This is a genomic window from Pseudomonas sp. BF-R-26 (assembly GCF_019947395.1).
Classification (GTDB): domain Bacteria; phylum Pseudomonadota; class Gammaproteobacteria; order Pseudomonadales; family Pseudomonadaceae; genus Aquipseudomonas; species Aquipseudomonas farris.
In genome coordinates this window covers 52,891-70,847 of sequence record NZ_JAGYGK010000008.1, presented here as the reverse complement: position 1 = coordinate 70,847, position 17,957 = coordinate 52,891, and the positions used below count along the sequence as shown (strand labels likewise).

Here is a 17,957-nt window from a genome sequence, read left to right as displayed (position 1 = left end):
GGTTCTGCGTCTTAACTTACCGGCATTAGGGCAAGCCTCGCTCCTACAAGGGGAATGGAGATCACACTTCTATTTTATCCAGCACCCGATTCGCGGTGATCTCCGCCACCATGATGCTGTTTGAAATGCCCAGCAGGGCGTAGCGCGACTCACCCTCCAGATGATCCACCAACTGATGGACCATCACATCGACCGAAGCCAGCGTCTCGACCAAAAAAACCGCCAGGGTTTCGGCTGTGGCTTCTGGGTTCACGGAAAGCATAGTGCTGGGTGTACGCGCGGTGGCTTTGATGTCGGCATTCGATGGGAAGTGGAAGTTGAGGGCGCGTTTGGCGGCCTCATTGAGCTTTTTTGAATCGGGTTCGTATGGGAATATCGGATCGGCGTCTGGTGGGTTTGGCGTTACCTTGAACATATTTACGTCTCCAACAATATGGAGCCATCACCGAATCGCTGCTAAACGAAGGTGGCAGCTGTGTGCAGGTTAGCAGACCGGCGGAGACGAATCCGGCGCGCCCGAGGGCGCCCTGCGCACAGCTACCATAAAGTGCAGGCATGAAATGACCTGACTGTGTGGATGCAAATGCGCTTCGTCACGACGGGCTGCTAAACCCGATCACTGATGGGCAGTGACACGAATCAAGTTACCGAGTGACCCCAAAGCGCACAAGCCGGCGGATTCTGGTGCAGCCGTAGGCAATGGCGCAAGGTTTTGTAGCTTTCAGGACGTAACTTTGAGGTCTTTTAAACAAGCCTCTTCGATCAATGTTGACTATGCCGCCGTCTTCGCGAGCAAGCCCGCTCCCACAGGTTCCGCCGCTACACCCGATCGGATCCCTGTCATTTAATTGCCTCACCCCTCCTCATTTGTAGAGGTCCATCCGACGCCTGCGCCCTATAGGGTATGCCTGCATATCAGAGGCTTGCGGCCGTCTGTTCGGGCCACTTCCAAAACTATAAAAATAGAGGTGAGGCAGTTGAAATTTTCCAGGCTGTTTATCGCCGTTGCGTCGACAACGGCATTTTCCTGCATGGCGCTGGTGGGGTGTCAGACACAGGGTTCGACACCTGCTGACATGGTGATGCGCAACGGCTATGTCTATACCGTCGATGGCAAGAACTCCGTGCAGCAGGCGATCGCCGTCACTGGCGGGAAGATTGTCTATGTCGGTAGCGATGAAGGCGTTGCCTCGTACATCGGCACGCAGACACAGCTGATCGATCTGGCGGGGCGCATGTTGATGCCCGGCTTCGTCGATGCGCACATGCATCCGGGGGACGGTGGTCGCGCCATGACGTTGTGCGACCTGAAATACCAGACGATGACTCGCAAGGTTTTCCAGGAAACCATTCAGGCGTGTCTGGATGCCGACAAGGGCAAGGGCCCGGATGTCTGGCTTGAAGTGGGCAGCTGGGACCGCATGGGCATGACCGGGCTCGACGGCGATCCCGACAAATCGACGCTGGATGCACTCAAGACCACTCGCCCGATTCAGGTCCGTTCCACCGACTTCCATACCGTGCTGACAAACTCTCGCGGTCTGTCGGTCGCGGGTATCAACAAGCACACGGCCAATCCGGGGGATGGCAAGTACGTGCGCGACAGTGCCGGCAACCCGACCGGTATCTGCGAAGACGGTGCCGCCGATGCCATGGCCGCCGTGGTGCCGCCAGCCAGCGATGCAGAAAAACTCACGCAGACCCGCGCGGCGCTCGACGCCATGCGCCAGCAAGGCATCACCAGTTTCTTCGATGCCTTGTCGGGGCCTGAAAATGGCAAAGCGTTTACCACCCTGCAACAGTCTGGCGAACTAACTGCACGGGCCTTGCTGGCGATCAAACTCGACCCTGCTGCCGCTGCTGTAGACCCGGCGAAAACCATTGCCGAGGCCAAGGCATTGGCCAACACCTATGACCAGGGCGAAGCCAAAGTCGAGCCGGGTGTGAGCATGCGTCACGTCAAATTGTTCATGGACGGCATCATCAACGCTCCAGCGGATACCGGGGCAATGTTGGCGCCGTACCTGCGCAATGCCGGCACCGATGCCGCGCCCAAGTGGACGCCTGGCAAGAATGCCGGTGAGCTGTACTTCCCGCCACAAGTGCTCAATCCGCTGCTGTTGCAAGCGGTGCAGGCCGGCCTCGATCCGCACCTTCACGCCACCGGAGACCGAGCGGTGCGTGACTCGTTGAACGGTATCGAATACGTGCGCCAGCAATTGCCGGGCAACGGTTTTCGTCCAGCCATTACTCACGCCGAGTCGGTGGACCCCGCCGACTATGCGCGCTTCAAGGCGCTCGACGTGACTGCCAACATGTCGTTCCAGTGGGCCCAGCAGGCACCGTCCACGGTTGACGGCACCAGCGATCATCTCGGGCCTGCGCGTTTTGCCCGCATGGAACCATCGGGCAGCATCAGCCGCGCTGGCGGTCGGGTTGCTTATGGCAGCGACTGGCCTGTCGACCCGCTCGATGAATTCCTGGCGTTGAAGATCGGTGTCACCCGCTCAGGCGATCCGCTGAACCCGCACAGCTATGGCCCCAAGTATGCGGGCAGGTTGAATGCCGACCCGGCGCTGTCGCGCACTGACGTGCTGCGCACCATCACCATGAACGCCGCCGAGCAACTGAAACTGGACGCTGTTGTCGGTTCGGTCGAAGTGGGCAAGTTCGCCGACTTGATCGTATTGGACAAGAATTTCATGCAGGTGCCGGAGGATGAGCTGGGCCGAAACGACGTGCTGCTGACGGTGGTCGGCGGCAAGGTCGTGTGGGCCAAGGCGCCGTTCGTTGGACTTGATCCGAAGGCGTTGTCACAAGCGTCCACATCCCGAATCGCCCAATAAAAACAAGAGAGTGTTCCGATGCAACTATTCATTCCCAACCTGTTGGCCGCAGCCCTGGCCCTTTCCTCGGTGCAGGCCATGGCCGCCGCTGATCTTGTGCTGTTCAACGGCAAGGTCTTTACCGCCGAACCCGGTCAAGCACTGGTTCAGGCAGTGGCGGTGCAAGACGGCAAGATTCTAAAAGTGGGCAGCAATGCCGAGATCAACGCCCTGGCCGATGCCCAGACGCAACGAATCGATCTGGCGGGCAAAGTTCTGATGCCTGGAATGATTGATACCCATAGTCACCCGGTCGTTGCGGCCTTCAACAGCCAAGGGGCCAACCTGCTGGATGAAGTAAAGCCGTTGCCGGAACTCGAACAATGGGTGATTGAGCAGGATGAAGCGGGGCGTGCACGGGCCGGTGACGTGATCAGCATTGCCGGGGTGAGTTCGGCCTATTGGGAGAAAAGTCGCGAGCTCGGTCAGCGTTTCAATCAGGGCCGCTGGGCCGACCAACCGGTAGTCCTCAGCGGGATTGACGGGCATACCGGCTGGGCCAACAACGCGATGCTCAAGCGTCTGAAAATCGACGCGGCATTGGTAAAAGGTCTGTCGGAACAGGACCGCAGCTTCGTGGGGCACGCAGCGGACTTCACTCCCAATGGTTTGTTCGCTGAGTCGCGCTGGGACAAGGTACGCAGTCAGATTCCCGCGCCCGGCAATGAGATCATGCTCAAGGCTGCCCGCGAGGCGGTGAAGGTCAATAATCAATATGGCGTTACCGCTTGGATGGACGCGGCAGCGAATGCCGGAAGTGGTGATTCGCTGTTCGATTTCCAGGCCACCGAGCAGAGTTACGGTGTTCTACCGCTTTACCGCGAACTGGCAGAGAAGGGCGAGCTCAACGCCCACGTCGCGGCGCTGCTGCTGGCCAACCCAAAAAGCCGGCCGGCCGATCTGGAAGTGCTGGCCAAGGTGATGAAGAAATTCGAGGGCGTGCCCAACCTGAGCTTCCCGGGTATCAAGGTCTTCGCTGACGGCGTTCTGGAGTTTCCGGGGCAGACGGCAGCGGTGATTGTTCCGTTCACCAACAGTCACAAAAACGGTCAGTTGCTGATCGACCCGGCACACTTTGGTGAATTGGTAGTCGCGGCGGAGAAGCGTGACTGGATTGTGCACATGCATGCGGTCGGCGACCGTGCCGTACGTGAGTCACTCAATGGCATTGAATACGCGCGCAAGCTCAACCCGACACCGATGGCCCACAGCATCACTCACTTGCAACTGGTCAATCCAAAGGAATTCCCGCGCTTCAAGCAGCTTGGCGTAATCGCTTCCATGCAGCTGCTGTGGGCTACCGGCGAGTCTTACACGGTGGAGTTGGTCAAACCGTATATCAGCGCGTTCGCTTACGGTTATCAGTATCCCGCCAGGTCCCTGCATAACGCCGGTGCGGTCATCGCCGGTGGCAGTGACTGGCCGGTGTCCAGCCCCAACCCGTGGAATGCCATCGCTCAGGCCAGCACTCGCAAAGGGCCGTTGGGGGTGTTGAATGCCAAAGAAAGCATTGATCGCCAGACCATGTTCTACGCCTACACGCTCAATGCCGCCAAAGTCCTGCGGCTGGAGCAACAGATTGGCTCGCTGGCGCCCGGCAAACAGGCTGATCTGATCATCCTCGACCGCGATGTGTTCAAGGTCAGCGACGACGAGCTGTTCGACACCAAGGTCCTGAAGACTTTCTTCGCAGGCAAGCAGGTTTACGCGCCCGCGTCCTGACGACTACCCGCCGACAGTACCGAAAAAAATGCTCCTGCTCCTCGTATTGCGAGGGGCAGGGCAACGCCGTGCCCGAAATCACCCGCTGATCCATAAAAATAAGAGACTTGTATGAACGTACGCTCAGCATTGACCCTTGCCAGCCTTGTATTGGCTCCGCTGACCAGCCAGGCACTGACACTTAACGACAACTTCAGCCTGGACATGACCTTGGGCGTTGTCAGTGACTACCGCACCCGTGGAATTTCGCAAACCCTGGGGGATCCGGCGGTTCAGGCCGGCGCCACGCTGGTGCACAGCAGCGGCTTGTACATTGGCGCCTGGACCTCGAATGTCGATTTCGGCGGCCCATACAAGACCCGGCAGGAACTCGAGTACTACGCGGGCTACTACTGGCAGGCGACCGAGGCAATCAGTCTGGATCTGGGGTACCTCAAGTACGACTATCCAAAGGAAGGCCAATTCAACATGAGTGAGGTCTACGCCATCCTTGACGTTTATGGCGTGAAGCTCGGCGCCAACTACTCAAACGATACGCCGAACTTCTTTGGCGAGGACCAGGACACCCTCTACACCTACCTCAGCTACAAAATCGAATTGCCAGCCGAGATCGGCCTGGACCTGCGCGTGGGTCGCAACGATGTCAAAGACCCGGCGTTCTGGTCCACCAGCGGCGAAAGCCGTGATGCCTACACCGAGTGGGAAGCCAAACTGACCCGTGATTTCGTGGGCGTGACCTGGGGCCTCAGCTACATCGATACCGACCTGTCGAAAAGCGAATGCGCGAGCTGGTACGGCTATGGCGATCTATGCACTGCCACCGTGGTAGCCAGTGCCAGCAAGGCCTTTTAAGCATTCAAGCCCACACGATAAAAACAACAAACTGTTCTTCACAGGAAAAACACCGCAATGACCAAGGTCAGCGATAGTCAGCAGCGAAGTCCCCTGATCGAGACACGTTCGATCGATTACATTCCCGAGGCCGAGCGTCATGGCAGCCTCTACAGCCAGTTCACCCTGTGGCTTGGCGCCAACCTGCAGATCACCGCGATCGTCACCGGCGCTCTGGCCGTGGTGCTGGGTGGCGATGTGTTCTGGTCGCTGATTGGCTTGCTGATCGGCCAATTGCTCGGCGGTGCGGTGGTTGCCCTGCATGCGGCACAAGGACCGAAGCTTGGATTGCCGCAGATGATCTCCAGTCGCGTGCAATTCGGCGTCTATGGGGCGGCGATCCCGATTGTGCTGGTGTGCCTGATGTACCTCGGCTTCAGCGCTACCGGCGCGGTACTGTCGGGGCAGGCCATTGCCCAGCTGATCGATGTCAGCGACAGCGCCGGCATCCTGATTTTCGCTTCCTGCATCGCGTTTCTGACGATCTTCGGTTATCGGGTCATCCACTTGGTTGGACGGGTGGCCAGCGTGCTGGGCATCATTGCTTTCGTCTATCTGTTTACCCGATTGATGACGCTCAACGACATCGGTCTGTTGCTGGAAAATCGGCATTTCGGCTGGAGTACTTTCCTGCTGGCGGTATCCCTTTCCGCGTCCTGGCAGATCGCGTTTGGCCCTTATGTGGCTGACTACTCACGCTACCTGCCGAGCAAGACTTCGTCCTGGAAGACGTTCACCGCCGTAGGCCTGGGGACCGTGCTGGGCGCTCAAGCGTCCATGGTGCTGGGAGTGTTCGCCGCTGCGTTGGCGGGCACGAGTTTTCGCGGGCATGAAGTCGCCACCATCGTTGGGTTGGGCAGCACCGGCGTGATCGCCTCCCTGCTGTATTTGAGCGTGGTGTTCGGCAAGGTCACGGTGTCGACCCTCAACGCTTATGGCAGCTTCATGTGCGTGGCCACCATTATCAGTGGCTTCCGTCGTGGCTTCGAGATATCCGCCAGCAAACGCATGCTGTTTGTGCTGGCGATTGTCGGGGCGTCCACCGCGCTTGCATTGCTGGGGCAGCACTCGTTTCTCACGACGTTCAAATACTTCATTCTGTTTTTGTTGACCTTCTTCACGCCGTGGAGCGCGATCAACCTGGTGGATTATTACTTCATCAACAAAGAGCGTTATGACATTCCCGCGTTGTCCGACCCGGCGGGGCGTTATGGCCGCTGGAATGTGTTGGGAATCAGCGTGTATGTCTTCGGTGTGCTGGTTCAGCTGCCTTTTGTCGACACTCACTTCTATTCCGGACCGATGGTCGTGCAGCTTGGCGGTGTCGATATTTCCTGGATCGTCGGGCTGGTGGTGCCGGGCATTCTCTACTACTGGGTGGCCAGGACATCCGGGCTTACCGTGTCGGTCGAAGGTAGCTCGAAGGCTTGAAGGCCCCGTCGATCAAGGGCTGCAGAGTGGGCGCGGCGATAACTGCCTTGTGTTCAAGCGTCTCCTATACTGATCCGCGTTGACAGGTTCAACGCAGATCCTGAATGCCGCTGGAGCAGCAGCCAGCGGCTTCTCTACGACTCAACAGTAAGGAGAACGAACATGGCAATCCGTATTGGCGACGAAGCACCGGACTTTACCGTCGAAAGCACCGAAGGCCCGCTGCATTTCCACGAGTGGATCGGCGACAAGTGGGCGATCCTGTTTTCGCACCCCAAGGACTTCACCCCGGTGTGCACCACTGAGCTCGGCTACATGGCGGGGCTCAAGCCAGAGTTCGATAAGCGCAACACCAAGATCGTCGGGCTCAGCGTCGACCCTGTCAGTAACCATCAGACCTGGGCTAAAGACATCGAAGAGACCCAGGGGCATGCGGTCAACTATCCGATGATCGGGGACGAGAACCTGGTGGTGGCGAAGCTCTACGACATGATCCATCCGAATGCCAGTGGCGGCGCGCGGACTGCCGTGGACAACGCTACGGTGCGTTCAGTGTTTATCATCGGCCCGGACAAAAAGGTCAAGGCGATGCTGATCTACCCGATGAGTGCGGGGCGCAACTTCGATGAAGTGCTGCGTCTGCTCGATTCTTTGCAGTTGAATGCCAAGCACACAGTCGCCACCCCGGTGAACTGGCGTCCGGGCGAGGATGTGATCATTCCCACTTCCGTCTCGGATGAGGACGCCAGAAAGAAATATCCGGATGGCTTCAAAACGGTGAAACCTTATTTGCGCACGGTGGCGCAACCGAAGTAATCCATTCGTTGGGAGACCCCAATGCCCGCCTGCGGCGCGGGCATTGATGGGCAAGACTCGGTGGCGACTGCAGGCTACTCGCCCTCAAGCGCGAGTTCGCTCGGGTCGACCCCACACATCTGTGCCAACACCTGAACCACCAGGGCATGATCCTCACGCTGGGGCAGCCCTGAAACGGTGACGGCGCCAATGCACCCCACGCCCTTGACCGACACCGGGAAGCTGCCGCCATGATCGGCGTAATCACGCAACGGCAACCCCATCAAACCTTCGAGTGAATCGCCCTGAAGCTTAAAGGACAGGCCTACGCGGTATGAGCTGAGCTCCATCAGTTCCACGACATTTCGCTTGCGTCGTGCCCAGTCGGCATTGCTGGCGGAGGTTCCCGGCATCGAGTAGAAAAACACGGTGTCCCGCGCCAGCCTGACCTCAATCGTGGCAGACACGCCTTGCTCTTCGCAGGCGGTTTTCAAACGGGTGCCCAAGTCCCAGGCCGTCGCTTTGTCGAAGCGCTCAAACTTCAGGGTTTCTTCCTGGAACGCGATGCGTTGCAGGTCGGTTTTGATGTCCATGATTTCTCCCTCATCCCTTTCGGGTGGTCGTACTGTTACGCACGGTTAATGTGAATGGCAGCACCACATGGCGCTCCGGGATGGGCCTTTTCTCAATGAGGGCGATCAGCATTTCAACAGCCTTTTGGCCGAAGGTTTCGGCGGGTTGCGCAATGGTCGTCAACGCTGGATCACAGTAGGCCGCGAACGGAATGTCATCGAAACCGACCAACGAAATATCGTCGGGTACCCGCAAACCCTGTTGTTTGATGCGCTTCAATGCACCGATTGCCATTTCATCGTTTTCGCAAAAGAACGCGGTCGGACGGTCGGCCAAATCCAGAAGTATTCCCGCGCCATCAAAACCGGCCTGCAACGTGAAGTCTCCGTGGCAGACCAATTGCGGATCCGACTCGATACCGGCCTGATGCAATGCATCTTGATAACCGGCCACACGGTCGCGTGTGAGCGGGCTGCTTTTCGGGCCTTTGATCAGGCCGATCCGGCGATGGCCCAGATCGATCAGATGCTCCGTCATGGCCTTGGCCGCTGCCCGATTGTCGAGGCTGATCGTCGGATGCCGCCCACCTTGAATCACCTCGCAGGCGTTGACCAAGGGCAGTGACTCACCGTGGGGGGAGGGCGATTCAAAAGGGTCGTAGGCGCGCAACTGAATCACGCCGTCGGCCTGGTGGGCGTATACCAGCGCGGCAAATTCCCGTTCGATTTCCTCGCGGCCCTGGGTGTCGCACAGCAGCAGTCGATATCCGGCCGCCTGCGCGGCCTGTTGGGCACCGCTGATCACCCGGGCGAAAAACGTGTTGGCGATGGCCGGGACCAGAATCACCAGGTTGCCGGTTCTGCGCGAACGAAACTGCACGGCCATGAGGTTCGGCCGGTAGCCGGCCTGTTCCACGGCTGCGTTGACCTTGTCCCGGGTGTCGGGGAGTACGCGCTCGGGCGACTTCAGCGTTCTGGACACGGTGGCCACCGAGACGCCGGCCAGCCGGGCTACTTCACGGATATTGGACAAGACGACCTCGTTATCGAACCGGCAGATGTAAACATGGCCGGCGAGCTTACCGCAGTCCGGCCGTGCGCTGAAATGACCTTCATTTTTAATCCAAGGTTTGACACCTGAAGTAACTGAGCCTAAATTTCCGGCATGATGTAACCGGTTACATCATAGTCAAACCTGAGCGCTAATCCGCCCCGAACAAGAGAAAATTCGCGATGAATGTTGCAACGGCAAAAATAAGAATGGGGTTTGTCGGGGGCGGCGAGGGCGCCTTCATCGGCAAAGCCCACCGCCAGGCCGCCGGCCTCGATGGTCGTTTTGAACTGGTGTGCGGTGCATTCAGCCGAGACGCCCGCAACAATCAAGACACCGGCGCCGCGCTGGGATTGTCCGCCTCACGCTGCTACAGCGACTGGCAGCAGATGCTGGACAGCGAGCACGCACTGCCTGCCGACCAGCGCATGGAGCTGTTGGTCATCGTCACTCCCAATCACTTGCACGCGCCGATCGCTAGCCAGGCACTGAGCGCGGGTTTTCATGTGTTCAGCGAAAAGCCTGCGGCACTGAATCTTTCCGAACTGCTGGCGCTCAAGGCAGTGGTGAAAAGCAGCGACCGCCTCTATGGACTGGCCCACACGTATCTGGGTTATCCGATGGTCTGGCAGGCGCGCAAGATGGTGCGTGCCGGCGTGATCGGCGCTGTGCGCAAGGTCATCGTCGAATACCCGCAAGGCTGGCTGAGCCGGGATGTGGCCGGGCAGGGCAACAAGCAGGCGAGTTGGCGCGATCAGCCCGAGCAGTCCGGGCTGGGCGGCTGCATCGGCGACATCGGCACCCATGCCTTTTCACTGGCCGAATTCGTCGCGGACCAACCCATCGAACAGGTGTGCGCAACCTTGGGTTCGCACATTGCAGGGCGGCAACTGGACGATGACGCGGCGATGCTGTTCAAGATGGCCGCCGGGGCCAGCGGGGTGTTGATCGCCAGCCAGGTCTGCGCCGGCGAAGAGAACCCGTTGAAGATTCGCGTCTATGGCGACAAGGGCGGGCTGGAGTGGCGTCAGGAAGAGCCCGCGAGCCTGATCCATCGTTCCCTCGATCAACCGTTGAGCATCCTTCGTTCCGGTGTCGGTCAGCCCTGGTTATGCGAGGCCGCCAGCCAGCGCATGCGTTTGCCTGCCGGGCATCCCGAAGGTTATCTCGAGGCCATGGCCAATCTCTATGGTGATTTTGCCACCGCGATCCGCAGCAACGTCGAAGGCAACGATGCCCCCGGCGTGCCGGGCATCGACGTCGGGTTGCGTGGCATGGCGTTCATCGAAGCGGTGGTCGCCAATCATCGCGGCGACGCGAAGTGGACCGAACTGGTCTGCAACCCATGAATCCGGAGAACCCTCCCGTGAACCACACCTCCCCAACACCGACAGACCTGCGCGGCCCGGGTATTTTTCTCGCGCAGTTCATGTCCGGCGAAGCGCCCTTCGACACGCTCGCCAACATTGCTCATTGGGCCGCAGCGCAGGGTTACAAAGCCATTCAATTGCCGACCTTGGGCACGCAGTACATCGACCTGGCGCGCGCCGCCGACAGTCAGGATTACTGTGACGAGTTGAAAGCCGTTTGCGCCCAGGCAGGTGTCGAAATCAGCGAGCTGTCGACGCATCTGCAGGGCCAACTGGTGGCGGTGCATCCGGCGTTCGATACGTTGTTCGATGACTTTGCCCCCGCGCATTTGCGCGGTCAGCCTCAGGCTCGAACCGAGTGGGCCATCGATCAGTTGAAGCTCGCCGCGCGCGCCAGCCAACGCTTGGGGCTGAAGGCGCACGCGACGTTTTCCGGTGCGCTGCTGTGGCCGTATGTTTACCCATGGCCGCAACGCCCGAGCGGTCTGGTCGAGCAGGGGTTTGCCGAACTGGCCAGGCGCTGGTTGCCGATCCTTGATTGTTTCGAGCAAGCCGGTGTGGACCTCTGCTACGAGATCCATCCCGGCGAAGACTTGCACGACGGCGCCTCGTTCGAGCGTTTCCTTGAGGCCGTCGATCACCATCCGCGCGCCGCGATTCTCTACGACCCGAGTCATCTGCTGCTTCAGCAAATGGACTATCTGGGCTTCATCGATCGCTACCACGAGCGCATCCGCATGTTCCACGTCAAGGACGCCGAGTTCCGGCCCGATGCTCGCTCGGGTGTCTACGGCGGTTATCAAGGTTGGGTCGATCGGCCTGGCCGCTTCCGTTCTTTGGGTGATGGGCAGATCGATTTCAAATCGATTTTCAGCAAATTGACGCAGTACGACTTTGCCGGCTGGGCGGTTCTGGAATGGGAGTGTTGTCTGAAGGATTCGGAGCAGGGCGCCGCAGAAGGAGCGGCCTTCATCCAGCAGCACATGATCAGCAAAACCCGAAAGGCATTTGACGATTTCGCCAGCGTGACCTCCGACGAGCGTTTCAATCGACGGCTCTTGGGGTTGCCCGACGCCTGAAAAACCTGTTTGCCCCTTTCTCCCAAAAAAGAAAAACAATAAGACGGTGACTGATATGACCACGATGACTGCGCGATTAAGCGTAATGATGTTTTTGCAGTTCTTTATCTGGGGCGGATGGTTCGTGACCCTCGGCACCTTCCTCTCCAGTAATCTGGGGGCCAGTGGCGGGCAGATCGGCATGGCGTTCTCGACGCAGTCCTGGGGCGCGATCATCGCGCCCTTTGTGATTGGTTTGATTGCCGACCGCTACTTCAATGCCGAACGCATCCTCGCGGTGTTGCATCTGATCGGCGCGGTGCTGCTGTTGCAACTCTATCGAGCGCCTGACTTCAGTGCGTTTTACCCGTTTGTGCTGGCCTACATGATGATCTACATGCCGACGCTGGCATTGGTGAATTCGGTGGCGTTCCGGCAGATGCGCGACCCGGCCCTGGAGTTCTCGCGGATCAGAGTGTGGGGCACCATCGGCTGGATCGTGGCGGGCGTGGTGATCAGCTTTGTGTTTGCCTGGGATTCGCAACAAGCGATCTCATCCGGTGGCTTGCGCAACACGTTTCTGATGTCGGCCATTGCCTCCCTCGTGCTCGGGATCTACAGCTTCAGCCTGCCGCGCACCGCGCCGCTCAAACCTGAGCCGGGCAGTGTTGGCTTAAAGCAAATGCTGGGGCTGGACGCCTTGGGTTTGTTGAAGGACCGCAGTTACCTAGTGTTCTTCATTGCCTCTATTTTGATCTGCATTCCATTGGCGTTTTATTACCAGAATGCCAACCCGTTTCTGGCGGAAATCGGCGTGACCAATCCAACCGCCAAGATGGCGATCGGGCAAGTCTCGGAAGTGCTGTTTATGTTGCTCCTGCCGCTGTTTATTCAGCGTTTTGGCATCAAGATCGCGTTGTTGGTGGGGATGCTGGCGTGGGCGTTGCGCTACCTGTTGTTCGCCTACGGCAACAACGGAGATCTCGCCTTCATGTTGTTCACCGGCATCGCCTTACACGGCATCTGCTACGACTTCTTCTTTGTTTCGGGGCAGATCTACACCGATGCCAAAGCGTCGGAGCGTTTCAGGAGCTCCGCGCAAGGGTTGATCACGCTCGCGACGTACGGTTTGGGCATGCTGATTGGCTTTTGGGTGGCCGGGCAGGTAACCGATCACTATGCGTCGGCTGAGAGCCATGACTGGAAAAACATCTGGCTGTTCCCGGCAGGGTTTGCGTTGGCGATATTTTTCTGTTTTTCGCTGGCCTTCAAAGGGCGGCAACGCGTGGCAGCGCCGTCGAGTATTTGAATCATGACCCGAGTCTGAAAAACACCCGTCAGTTAAGGTGCACAACCTGTGGGAGCGGGCTTGCTCGCGAAAGCGGTGTGTCAGGCGACATCAATGTCGACTGTGCCGCCGCCATCGCGGGCAAGCCCGCTCCCACAGTGGTCGGTGTTGTTTGCAAAATTGGTGTACGTCGCCAATCCCTTTGTGGAAGTCGGCTTGCCTGCGATGGCGGCTGATATGGCCTCATCGCGGGCAAGCCCGCTCCCACAGAGTTTGCGATTAATTGACTGGGATTTTGGGGTTATGGAGTGCGCTTCACTCAAGGCGCGCCAAACAGCATCGTCCAATAAACACCCTCATCGCTGCGCGAATCGGCGGCATAGGCTGCGCCGACCTGGGTAAACATCGGGTTCATCAAGTTGGCGCAATGCCCGGGGCTGGCCAGCCAGCCGGCCATTGCTTTGTTCGGTGAGCTTTGCCCGGCGGCGATGTTCTCGCCGATCTGACGGCCTCGATAGCCGGCGGCTTTGGCCCGATCCAATGGCATATCACCGTCGGGATCGCGGTGGGCGAAGTAATTGCCGTAGGCCATTGCCTTGCTGTGCCCTTGCGCCGCGGCCCCCAGGGCGGCATTCCAGGTCAATGGTCGTGCGGCGGCAAAGCGTTGGCGCCCGCACAGGCGGGGCCTGGCCCGTGCCGCATTGACCTGTGCCAGCAACGCCTTGCCCGCTTCTCGCGAATCGCCGACACGTCCGTCGAGCACCGGTTGCGCCAGCACCACCTGCCATTCGCTACGGGAGCGAGTGACGCCGATGTCGGCGAACTGAGTATCGAGCAGCGCCCCGCAGTAATCGCTCTCAAGCATGTCAAACGCCTCATCGGCATCTTGCGCGCCGACCACGCGAATGGTCCGCACCGTCACCGCTTGATAACCCTTAGCTTTCAAGGCACTCCGCAAACCGCCGCCATAGCCGACCGGCAACGCCAGGTTCGATTTCAGCGACAGCGGCCGCAACGGCTTGACCGTACGCCCCGCACAGCGATCGGGATCGGCGCGATAGTCGTTGATGACCTCCACCAGCTGCCGCTCTCCACCGGCATGGGCGGGGCTGGCGAGTAGCGGGAGCAAAGGCATCAGGCACAGAGAGATAAAGCGACAGCGGCGGACGGTTGGGCGCATGAACGGACAGCTCTGATGAGATGACGACGAAAGGGGGACAGGAACGAGCAATGACCGTAGGAGCGCTTCGTTGGGTGAGCTTCTTTTACGGCACGGCTAAGACTGCGGGTCTGAAGACTGGTTCACGAGGGGAAGAGACAAATTTAGCGGCGCCGCCGTGGGGGCCGATTCAGGCATGCACTGGTCAGTCCGCCGGGGACATCGGACACGCTGACTGGTACCGTACTGACATCATTCAGGTGGTACAGGGACATGACGAAAGCCAGGGGTGACAAGGACTGGGTAAAGCGCTCGGCTCAGCCGTTGAAGATGGAGCGCATCGAAGCTTTTTTTGGCGGCCACGGGTTTACACCGCATCGCCACGACACGTACGCCATCGGGCGAACGCTGTCGGGTGTACAAAGCTTCCAGTACCGCAACACCAAGCGTCACAGCCTGCCCGGGAAAACCATCGTTTTGCATCCGGACGAGGTACATGACGGTGAAGCCGGTACCGAAGCGGGTTTTCATTATCGGATGATCTACATCGAGCCCGCTTTGATTCAGCAAGTATTAGGCGGCAAACCCTTGCCCTTCATCGAGGGTGGTATATCCAGCGACCCACGGCTTTATGCCGCGACCCAGGTGCTGCTGCAAAACCTCGACGCTTGCATCGAGCCCCTGGAAGAAGACGATGCCATTTACGATCTCGCGCAGGCGCTGGATGTGAGTTCGGGGCAACGCGGGCGGCGCAAGTCGTTTGACTTTGTAGCGGCCGAACGCGCGCGTGCGCTGATTCATGAGTCGCTGGATCGAGTCATTACCCTGGAGGAGTTAGCTCAGGCGAGTGGTCGAGACCGCTGGAGCCTGAGCCGTGATTTTCGTGCGCTGTACGGCACGAGCCCCTATCGATACATGACTCAACGACGCCTCGATCTGGCAAGAGCGTTGATGTTCGGGGGCTACTCGATGGCGGAGGCGGCCGTCTCCGCAGGCTTTTTCGATCAAAGCCACATGACGCGTCAATTCGTCCAGACCTACGGCGTCTCACCCGGTCGATGGATGAAAAGGCTGGGCCTTGTTTAAGGGCGTTCGACTTGCACAATCATGCAATACGCAGTGCTGATCCTCTCCTAAAGTCAGACCTCGATAACTTGGCTAGTGAGGGCGACTCAAATGAATTCCCAACCCGGCGTGACGACCTGCACCGCGATTAACTTTGCCGAAAAGTTTGCTTTGTTCAGCGAGCAATGGGCGCCCAAGGTCGTTGCCGAAATGAACGACTACCAGTTCAAGGTGGTGAAAATCGAAGGCGACTTTGTCTGGCATTCCCACGCCGACACCGATGAAACCTTCATCGTCCTCGAAGGCGAGCTTCGCATTGATCTTCGAGAGGGCGCCGTCGTGGTCAGGCAGGGAGAAATGTACGTCGTCCCCAAGGGCGTCGAACACAAGCCTTACGCTGAGCGAGAGGTGAAGATGTTACTGATCGAGCCGCGTGGCGTGCTGAATACCGGCGATCAGGAGGGGGAAAGAACCGCAATCAATGACGTCTGGATTTAGACGCTTCAGTGTTTTCTCCATTTTTGTATGAGGGCTTTGAGACTCTATCGGTACATCTGCCAGCAAGCATTCAGGAACGCAGTGTCATTCTCTGAATCAACGAATCAGCAGCGTTTTCGTTGAAAAAGGTCGATGACAGGTGGCGAAGTGCCTCTCGTCGGAAGACAACGCGGCTATTTCGCGCTTTTCAGCTATTCTTGCGGCATCTGGACGGTGGCCATGACGTACTGGCACACGATGCGCAAGGAAGGGAAAACAAAATGGATGATGTGCATTGCGTGCAAGTTATCGCTGTAACTGGCGGTAAAGGTGGCGTGGGCAAGACAACGGTGGCGGTTAACCTTTCGTTGGCGCTGGCAAAAATGGGGCGGCGCGTCGTATTGCTGGACGCCGATCTGGGCCTGGCGAATATCGATATTCTCTTGGGGCTGACGCCGCGCTACACACTGGCCGATGTCATCGAAGGGCGCTGCGAGCTGTCTGACGCGCTATTGCCTGGGCCTGGAGGCATTCGTGTTGTCCCGGCCTCTTCGGGCTTGCAGAGCATGATTCATCTGGAGCCGGCGCAATACCGTGCGCTGATCCAGTCCTTTAGCGATATTGGCGATAAGCTGGATGTGCTGGTAATCGATACGGCCGCCGGTATCGGTGGCTCAGTGGTCAACTTCATCCGCGCGGCGCAGGAAGTGATGGTGGTCGTGTGCGATGAACCCACCTCAATCAGCGGCGCCTACGGGCTGATCAAACTGCTCAACCTGAACTACGGTCTGCATCGTTTTCGCATATTGGTCAACATGACGGGAAGTCCGGCAGAAGGCCGCAATCTCTTTGCCAAGCTGGAAAAGATTACCGACATGTTCCTGGATGTCTCGCTGCAATACGTCGGCGCGATACCCAACGACGAATGTGCGCACAAAGCCGTGCAGAAGGGGCGTGCGGTGTTTGAAGCCTTTCCCCGCTCCAAATGCGCTCAAGCCTTCCAGGCCCTGGCTCACAACGTGGACTCCTGGCCATTGCCGACTCATCCGAGAGGGCATGTGGAGTTTTTTGTTGAGCAACTTGTGCAGAATTCGGGCAGGTGAGGCGCAAAGTCTGCCTTGTGCGGGCTTTTCCGTTTACACAGACTCAAATCACAACTTGTAGCCGATCTGCCGCAACAGGTTCTTGCGCCACAAAATATCTTCATCACCTTCTATGTCTTTGGCACAGAAGCCATCCACCACGCCCAGAATCCCGCGCCCCTGTTCCGTCTCAGCAACAATCACCTCAGTTGGATTGGCCGTTGCACAAAAAATACGGCACACCTCTGGAACCGTTTTGACGGCGTTCAACACGTTCAGCGGATAGAAACCGTCGCCCAGGAAAATGATGAAGCTATGGCCCGCGGCAATGGTTTGCGCATTTTTCTGTGCAAGTTCGATCATGGCGGTATCGGTGCCGGACCATCGCACCAGGCATTTGCCGGAGGCTTCACAAAAGGCCACGCCAAACTGGATGCCTGGCACGGCGTTGACCAACGCTTCGTGGATGTCCTCGACGGACTTGATGAAGTGCGTCTGGCCCAAAATGAAATTCGTTGCTTCCGGCTTGTCGATTTTCAACGTGATGAGTTGCATTTCAAACGCCTCCTTTCACGATGCTGCGAACCAGAGTCTGGCCTCTAATCAAGCCGGGACGGTGTCTTGCTCTGCTGGCGGTGTCTCTGTGTAGACGCGAACTTCACCCAGTTTTCTTATCGTCGACTTAGGCAAGGTCGGCGCATCAAGAAGAATCGAATCAATGCGCTTGCGGATGTCAAAAACGATTGGGCCCAGGATAGCCTCGTCCTTGCCGCTGGCGATTTCGTCCTGAATCTCACGAGATATCGCCCCGAGTTTCTCGGCGGTGTCTTTGTGCCCGGCAGCCCGGGTGTCAAAGTTCAGGAAGGTCTGAACCGAACTCAACACCAGGGTCAGGAGTGACAGCACGCCGGCTACGTATTGGAGCCATACGGGTGAGGAGTCACTGATTGAGCCAAAGACGCTGGCGCTGACGATCGCCGACAGAACAACGCAGGGGATACCCAGTTTCCAGCTGAACTTCTCGAAATCCCGGGCACTGATTTCGTGTTCAATCTGCAACCGAACGATCATGCGATTCCATTTGGTCAGTAGCTCGAGCCGGCTCATGGTT

At 58.5% G+C, this 17,957-nt stretch carries 17 protein-coding genes; 11 read left to right on the top strand and 6 right to left on the bottom strand.

Features of this window, described 5'->3' with window-relative positions; genetic code table 11:
• Nucleotides 1–61: 61 nt before the first annotated feature.
• On the bottom strand, nucleotides 62–415 hold the full coding sequence (locus tag KGB18_RS13455; protein ID WP_223570102.1) for a DUF6124 family protein: 354 nt from the start codon (nucleotides 413–415) through the stop codon (nucleotides 62–64).
• Between the two features lie 562 nt (nucleotides 416–977).
• Here KGB18_RS13455 and KGB18_RS13450 point away from each other — a divergent pair.
• From KGB18_RS13450 to KGB18_RS13430, 5 genes are all read left to right on the top strand, one after another.
• A complete protein-coding gene (locus KGB18_RS13450; RefSeq protein ID WP_223570101.1) occupies nucleotides 978–2,846 on the top strand; it encodes an amidohydrolase in 1,869 nt (622 codons plus the stop codon).
• Nucleotides 2,847–2,864: 18 nt separating this feature from the next.
• Nucleotides 2,865–4,607, top strand: coding sequence for an amidohydrolase (locus tag KGB18_RS13445; protein WP_223570100.1), 1,743 nt, complete (start codon nucleotides 2,865–2,867; stop codon nucleotides 4,605–4,607).
• A gap of 111 nt (nucleotides 4,608–4,718) precedes the next feature.
• Nucleotides 4,719–5,459: a TorF family putative porin gene (locus tag KGB18_RS13440; protein ID WP_223570099.1), complete on the top strand. Its 741-nt coding sequence runs from the start codon at nucleotides 4,719–4,721 to the stop codon at nucleotides 5,457–5,459.
• Between the two features lie 57 nt (nucleotides 5,460–5,516).
• On the top strand, nucleotides 5,517–6,929 hold the full coding sequence (locus KGB18_RS13435) for a purine-cytosine permease family protein (protein WP_201060910.1): 1,413 nt from the start codon (nucleotides 5,517–5,519) through the stop codon (nucleotides 6,927–6,929).
• Between the two features lie 162 nt (nucleotides 6,930–7,091).
• Nucleotides 7,092–7,745: a peroxiredoxin gene (locus KGB18_RS13430; RefSeq protein ID WP_038982589.1), complete on the top strand. Its 654-nt coding sequence runs from the start codon at nucleotides 7,092–7,094 to the stop codon at nucleotides 7,743–7,745.
• A 74-nt stretch (nucleotides 7,746–7,819) separates the two neighbouring features.
• Here KGB18_RS13430 and KGB18_RS13425 read toward each other — a convergent pair whose 3' ends face one another.
• Both KGB18_RS13425 and KGB18_RS13420 read right to left on the bottom strand, forming a co-directional pair.
• The gene (locus KGB18_RS13425) at nucleotides 7,820–8,317 is read right to left on the bottom strand and encodes a heme-degrading domain-containing protein (protein ID WP_223570098.1); all 498 of its coding nucleotides are present in this window, start codon (nucleotides 8,315–8,317) and stop codon (nucleotides 7,820–7,822) included.
• Between the two features lie 10 nt (nucleotides 8,318–8,327).
• The gene (locus KGB18_RS13420) at nucleotides 8,328–9,329 is read right to left on the bottom strand and encodes a LacI family DNA-binding transcriptional regulator (protein ID WP_123722056.1); all 1,002 of its coding nucleotides are present in this window, start codon (nucleotides 9,327–9,329) and stop codon (nucleotides 8,328–8,330) included.
• A 200-nt stretch (nucleotides 9,330–9,529) separates the two neighbouring features.
• On the opposite strand from KGB18_RS13420, the gene KGB18_RS13415 reads away from it, so the two are divergent.
• The 3 genes from KGB18_RS13415 to KGB18_RS13405 are packed head-to-tail and all read left to right on the top strand — an operon-like array spanning nucleotide 9,530 to nucleotide 13,084.
• Nucleotides 9,530–10,696 (top strand): Gfo/Idh/MocA family protein, encoded by a 1,167-nt coding sequence (locus tag KGB18_RS13415; protein ID WP_411736819.1) that lies wholly within the window; start codon nucleotides 9,530–9,532, stop codon nucleotides 10,694–10,696.
• Nucleotides 10,693–11,796 carry a sugar phosphate isomerase/epimerase family protein gene (locus tag KGB18_RS13410; RefSeq protein WP_223570097.1) on the top strand — a complete coding sequence of 368 codons (1,104 nt, stop codon included), beginning with the start codon at nucleotides 10,693–10,695 and terminating at the stop codon, nucleotides 11,794–11,796. Before KGB18_RS13415 ends, KGB18_RS13410 begins: the two co-directional genes overlap by 4 nt.
• Nucleotides 11,797–11,851: 55 nt before the next feature.
• Nucleotides 11,852–13,084: a nucleoside permease gene (locus KGB18_RS13405; protein ID WP_123722059.1), complete on the top strand. Its 1,233-nt coding sequence runs from the start codon at nucleotides 11,852–11,854 to the stop codon at nucleotides 13,082–13,084.
• A gap of 298 nt (nucleotides 13,085–13,382) precedes the next feature.
• On the opposite strand, the gene KGB18_RS13400 is transcribed toward KGB18_RS13405, so the two are convergent.
• The gene (locus tag KGB18_RS13400; RefSeq protein WP_223570096.1) at nucleotides 13,383–14,243 is read right to left on the bottom strand and encodes a CAP domain-containing protein; all 861 of its coding nucleotides are present in this window, start codon (nucleotides 14,241–14,243) and stop codon (nucleotides 13,383–13,385) included.
• A 252-nt stretch (nucleotides 14,244–14,495) separates the two neighbouring features.
• On the opposite strand from KGB18_RS13400, the gene KGB18_RS13395 reads away from it, so the two are divergent.
• The 3 genes from KGB18_RS13395 (at nucleotide 14,496) to KGB18_RS13385 (ending at nucleotide 16,867) form a co-directional block, all read left to right on the top strand.
• On the top strand, nucleotides 14,496–15,308 hold the full coding sequence (locus KGB18_RS13395) for an AraC family transcriptional regulator (protein ID WP_201060904.1): 813 nt from the start codon (nucleotides 14,496–14,498) through the stop codon (nucleotides 15,306–15,308).
• A gap of 90 nt (nucleotides 15,309–15,398) precedes the next feature.
• Nucleotides 15,399–15,785, top strand: a complete 387-nt coding sequence (locus KGB18_RS13390; protein WP_123722063.1) for a cupin domain-containing protein — start codon at nucleotides 15,399–15,401, stop codon at nucleotides 15,783–15,785.
• A gap of 260 nt (nucleotides 15,786–16,045) precedes the next feature.
• Nucleotides 16,046–16,867, top strand: a complete 822-nt coding sequence (locus KGB18_RS13385; protein WP_123722064.1) for a MinD/ParA family protein — start codon at nucleotides 16,046–16,048, stop codon at nucleotides 16,865–16,867.
• A 48-nt stretch (nucleotides 16,868–16,915) separates the two neighbouring features.
• Here KGB18_RS13385 and KGB18_RS13380 read toward each other — a convergent pair whose 3' ends face one another.
• Together KGB18_RS13380 and KGB18_RS13375 are read right to left on the bottom strand one after the other, a co-directional pair.
• Nucleotides 16,916–17,401, bottom strand: a complete 486-nt coding sequence (locus KGB18_RS13380) for an adenosine-specific kinase (RefSeq protein ID WP_123722065.1) — start codon at nucleotides 17,399–17,401, stop codon at nucleotides 16,916–16,918.
• Between the two features lie 48 nt (nucleotides 17,402–17,449).
• Complete coding sequence (locus KGB18_RS13375) at nucleotides 17,450–17,953, bottom strand: SLATT domain-containing protein (RefSeq protein WP_123722066.1); 504 nt, start codon at nucleotides 17,951–17,953, stop codon at nucleotides 17,450–17,452.
• Nucleotides 17,954–17,957: the final 4 nt, after the last annotated feature.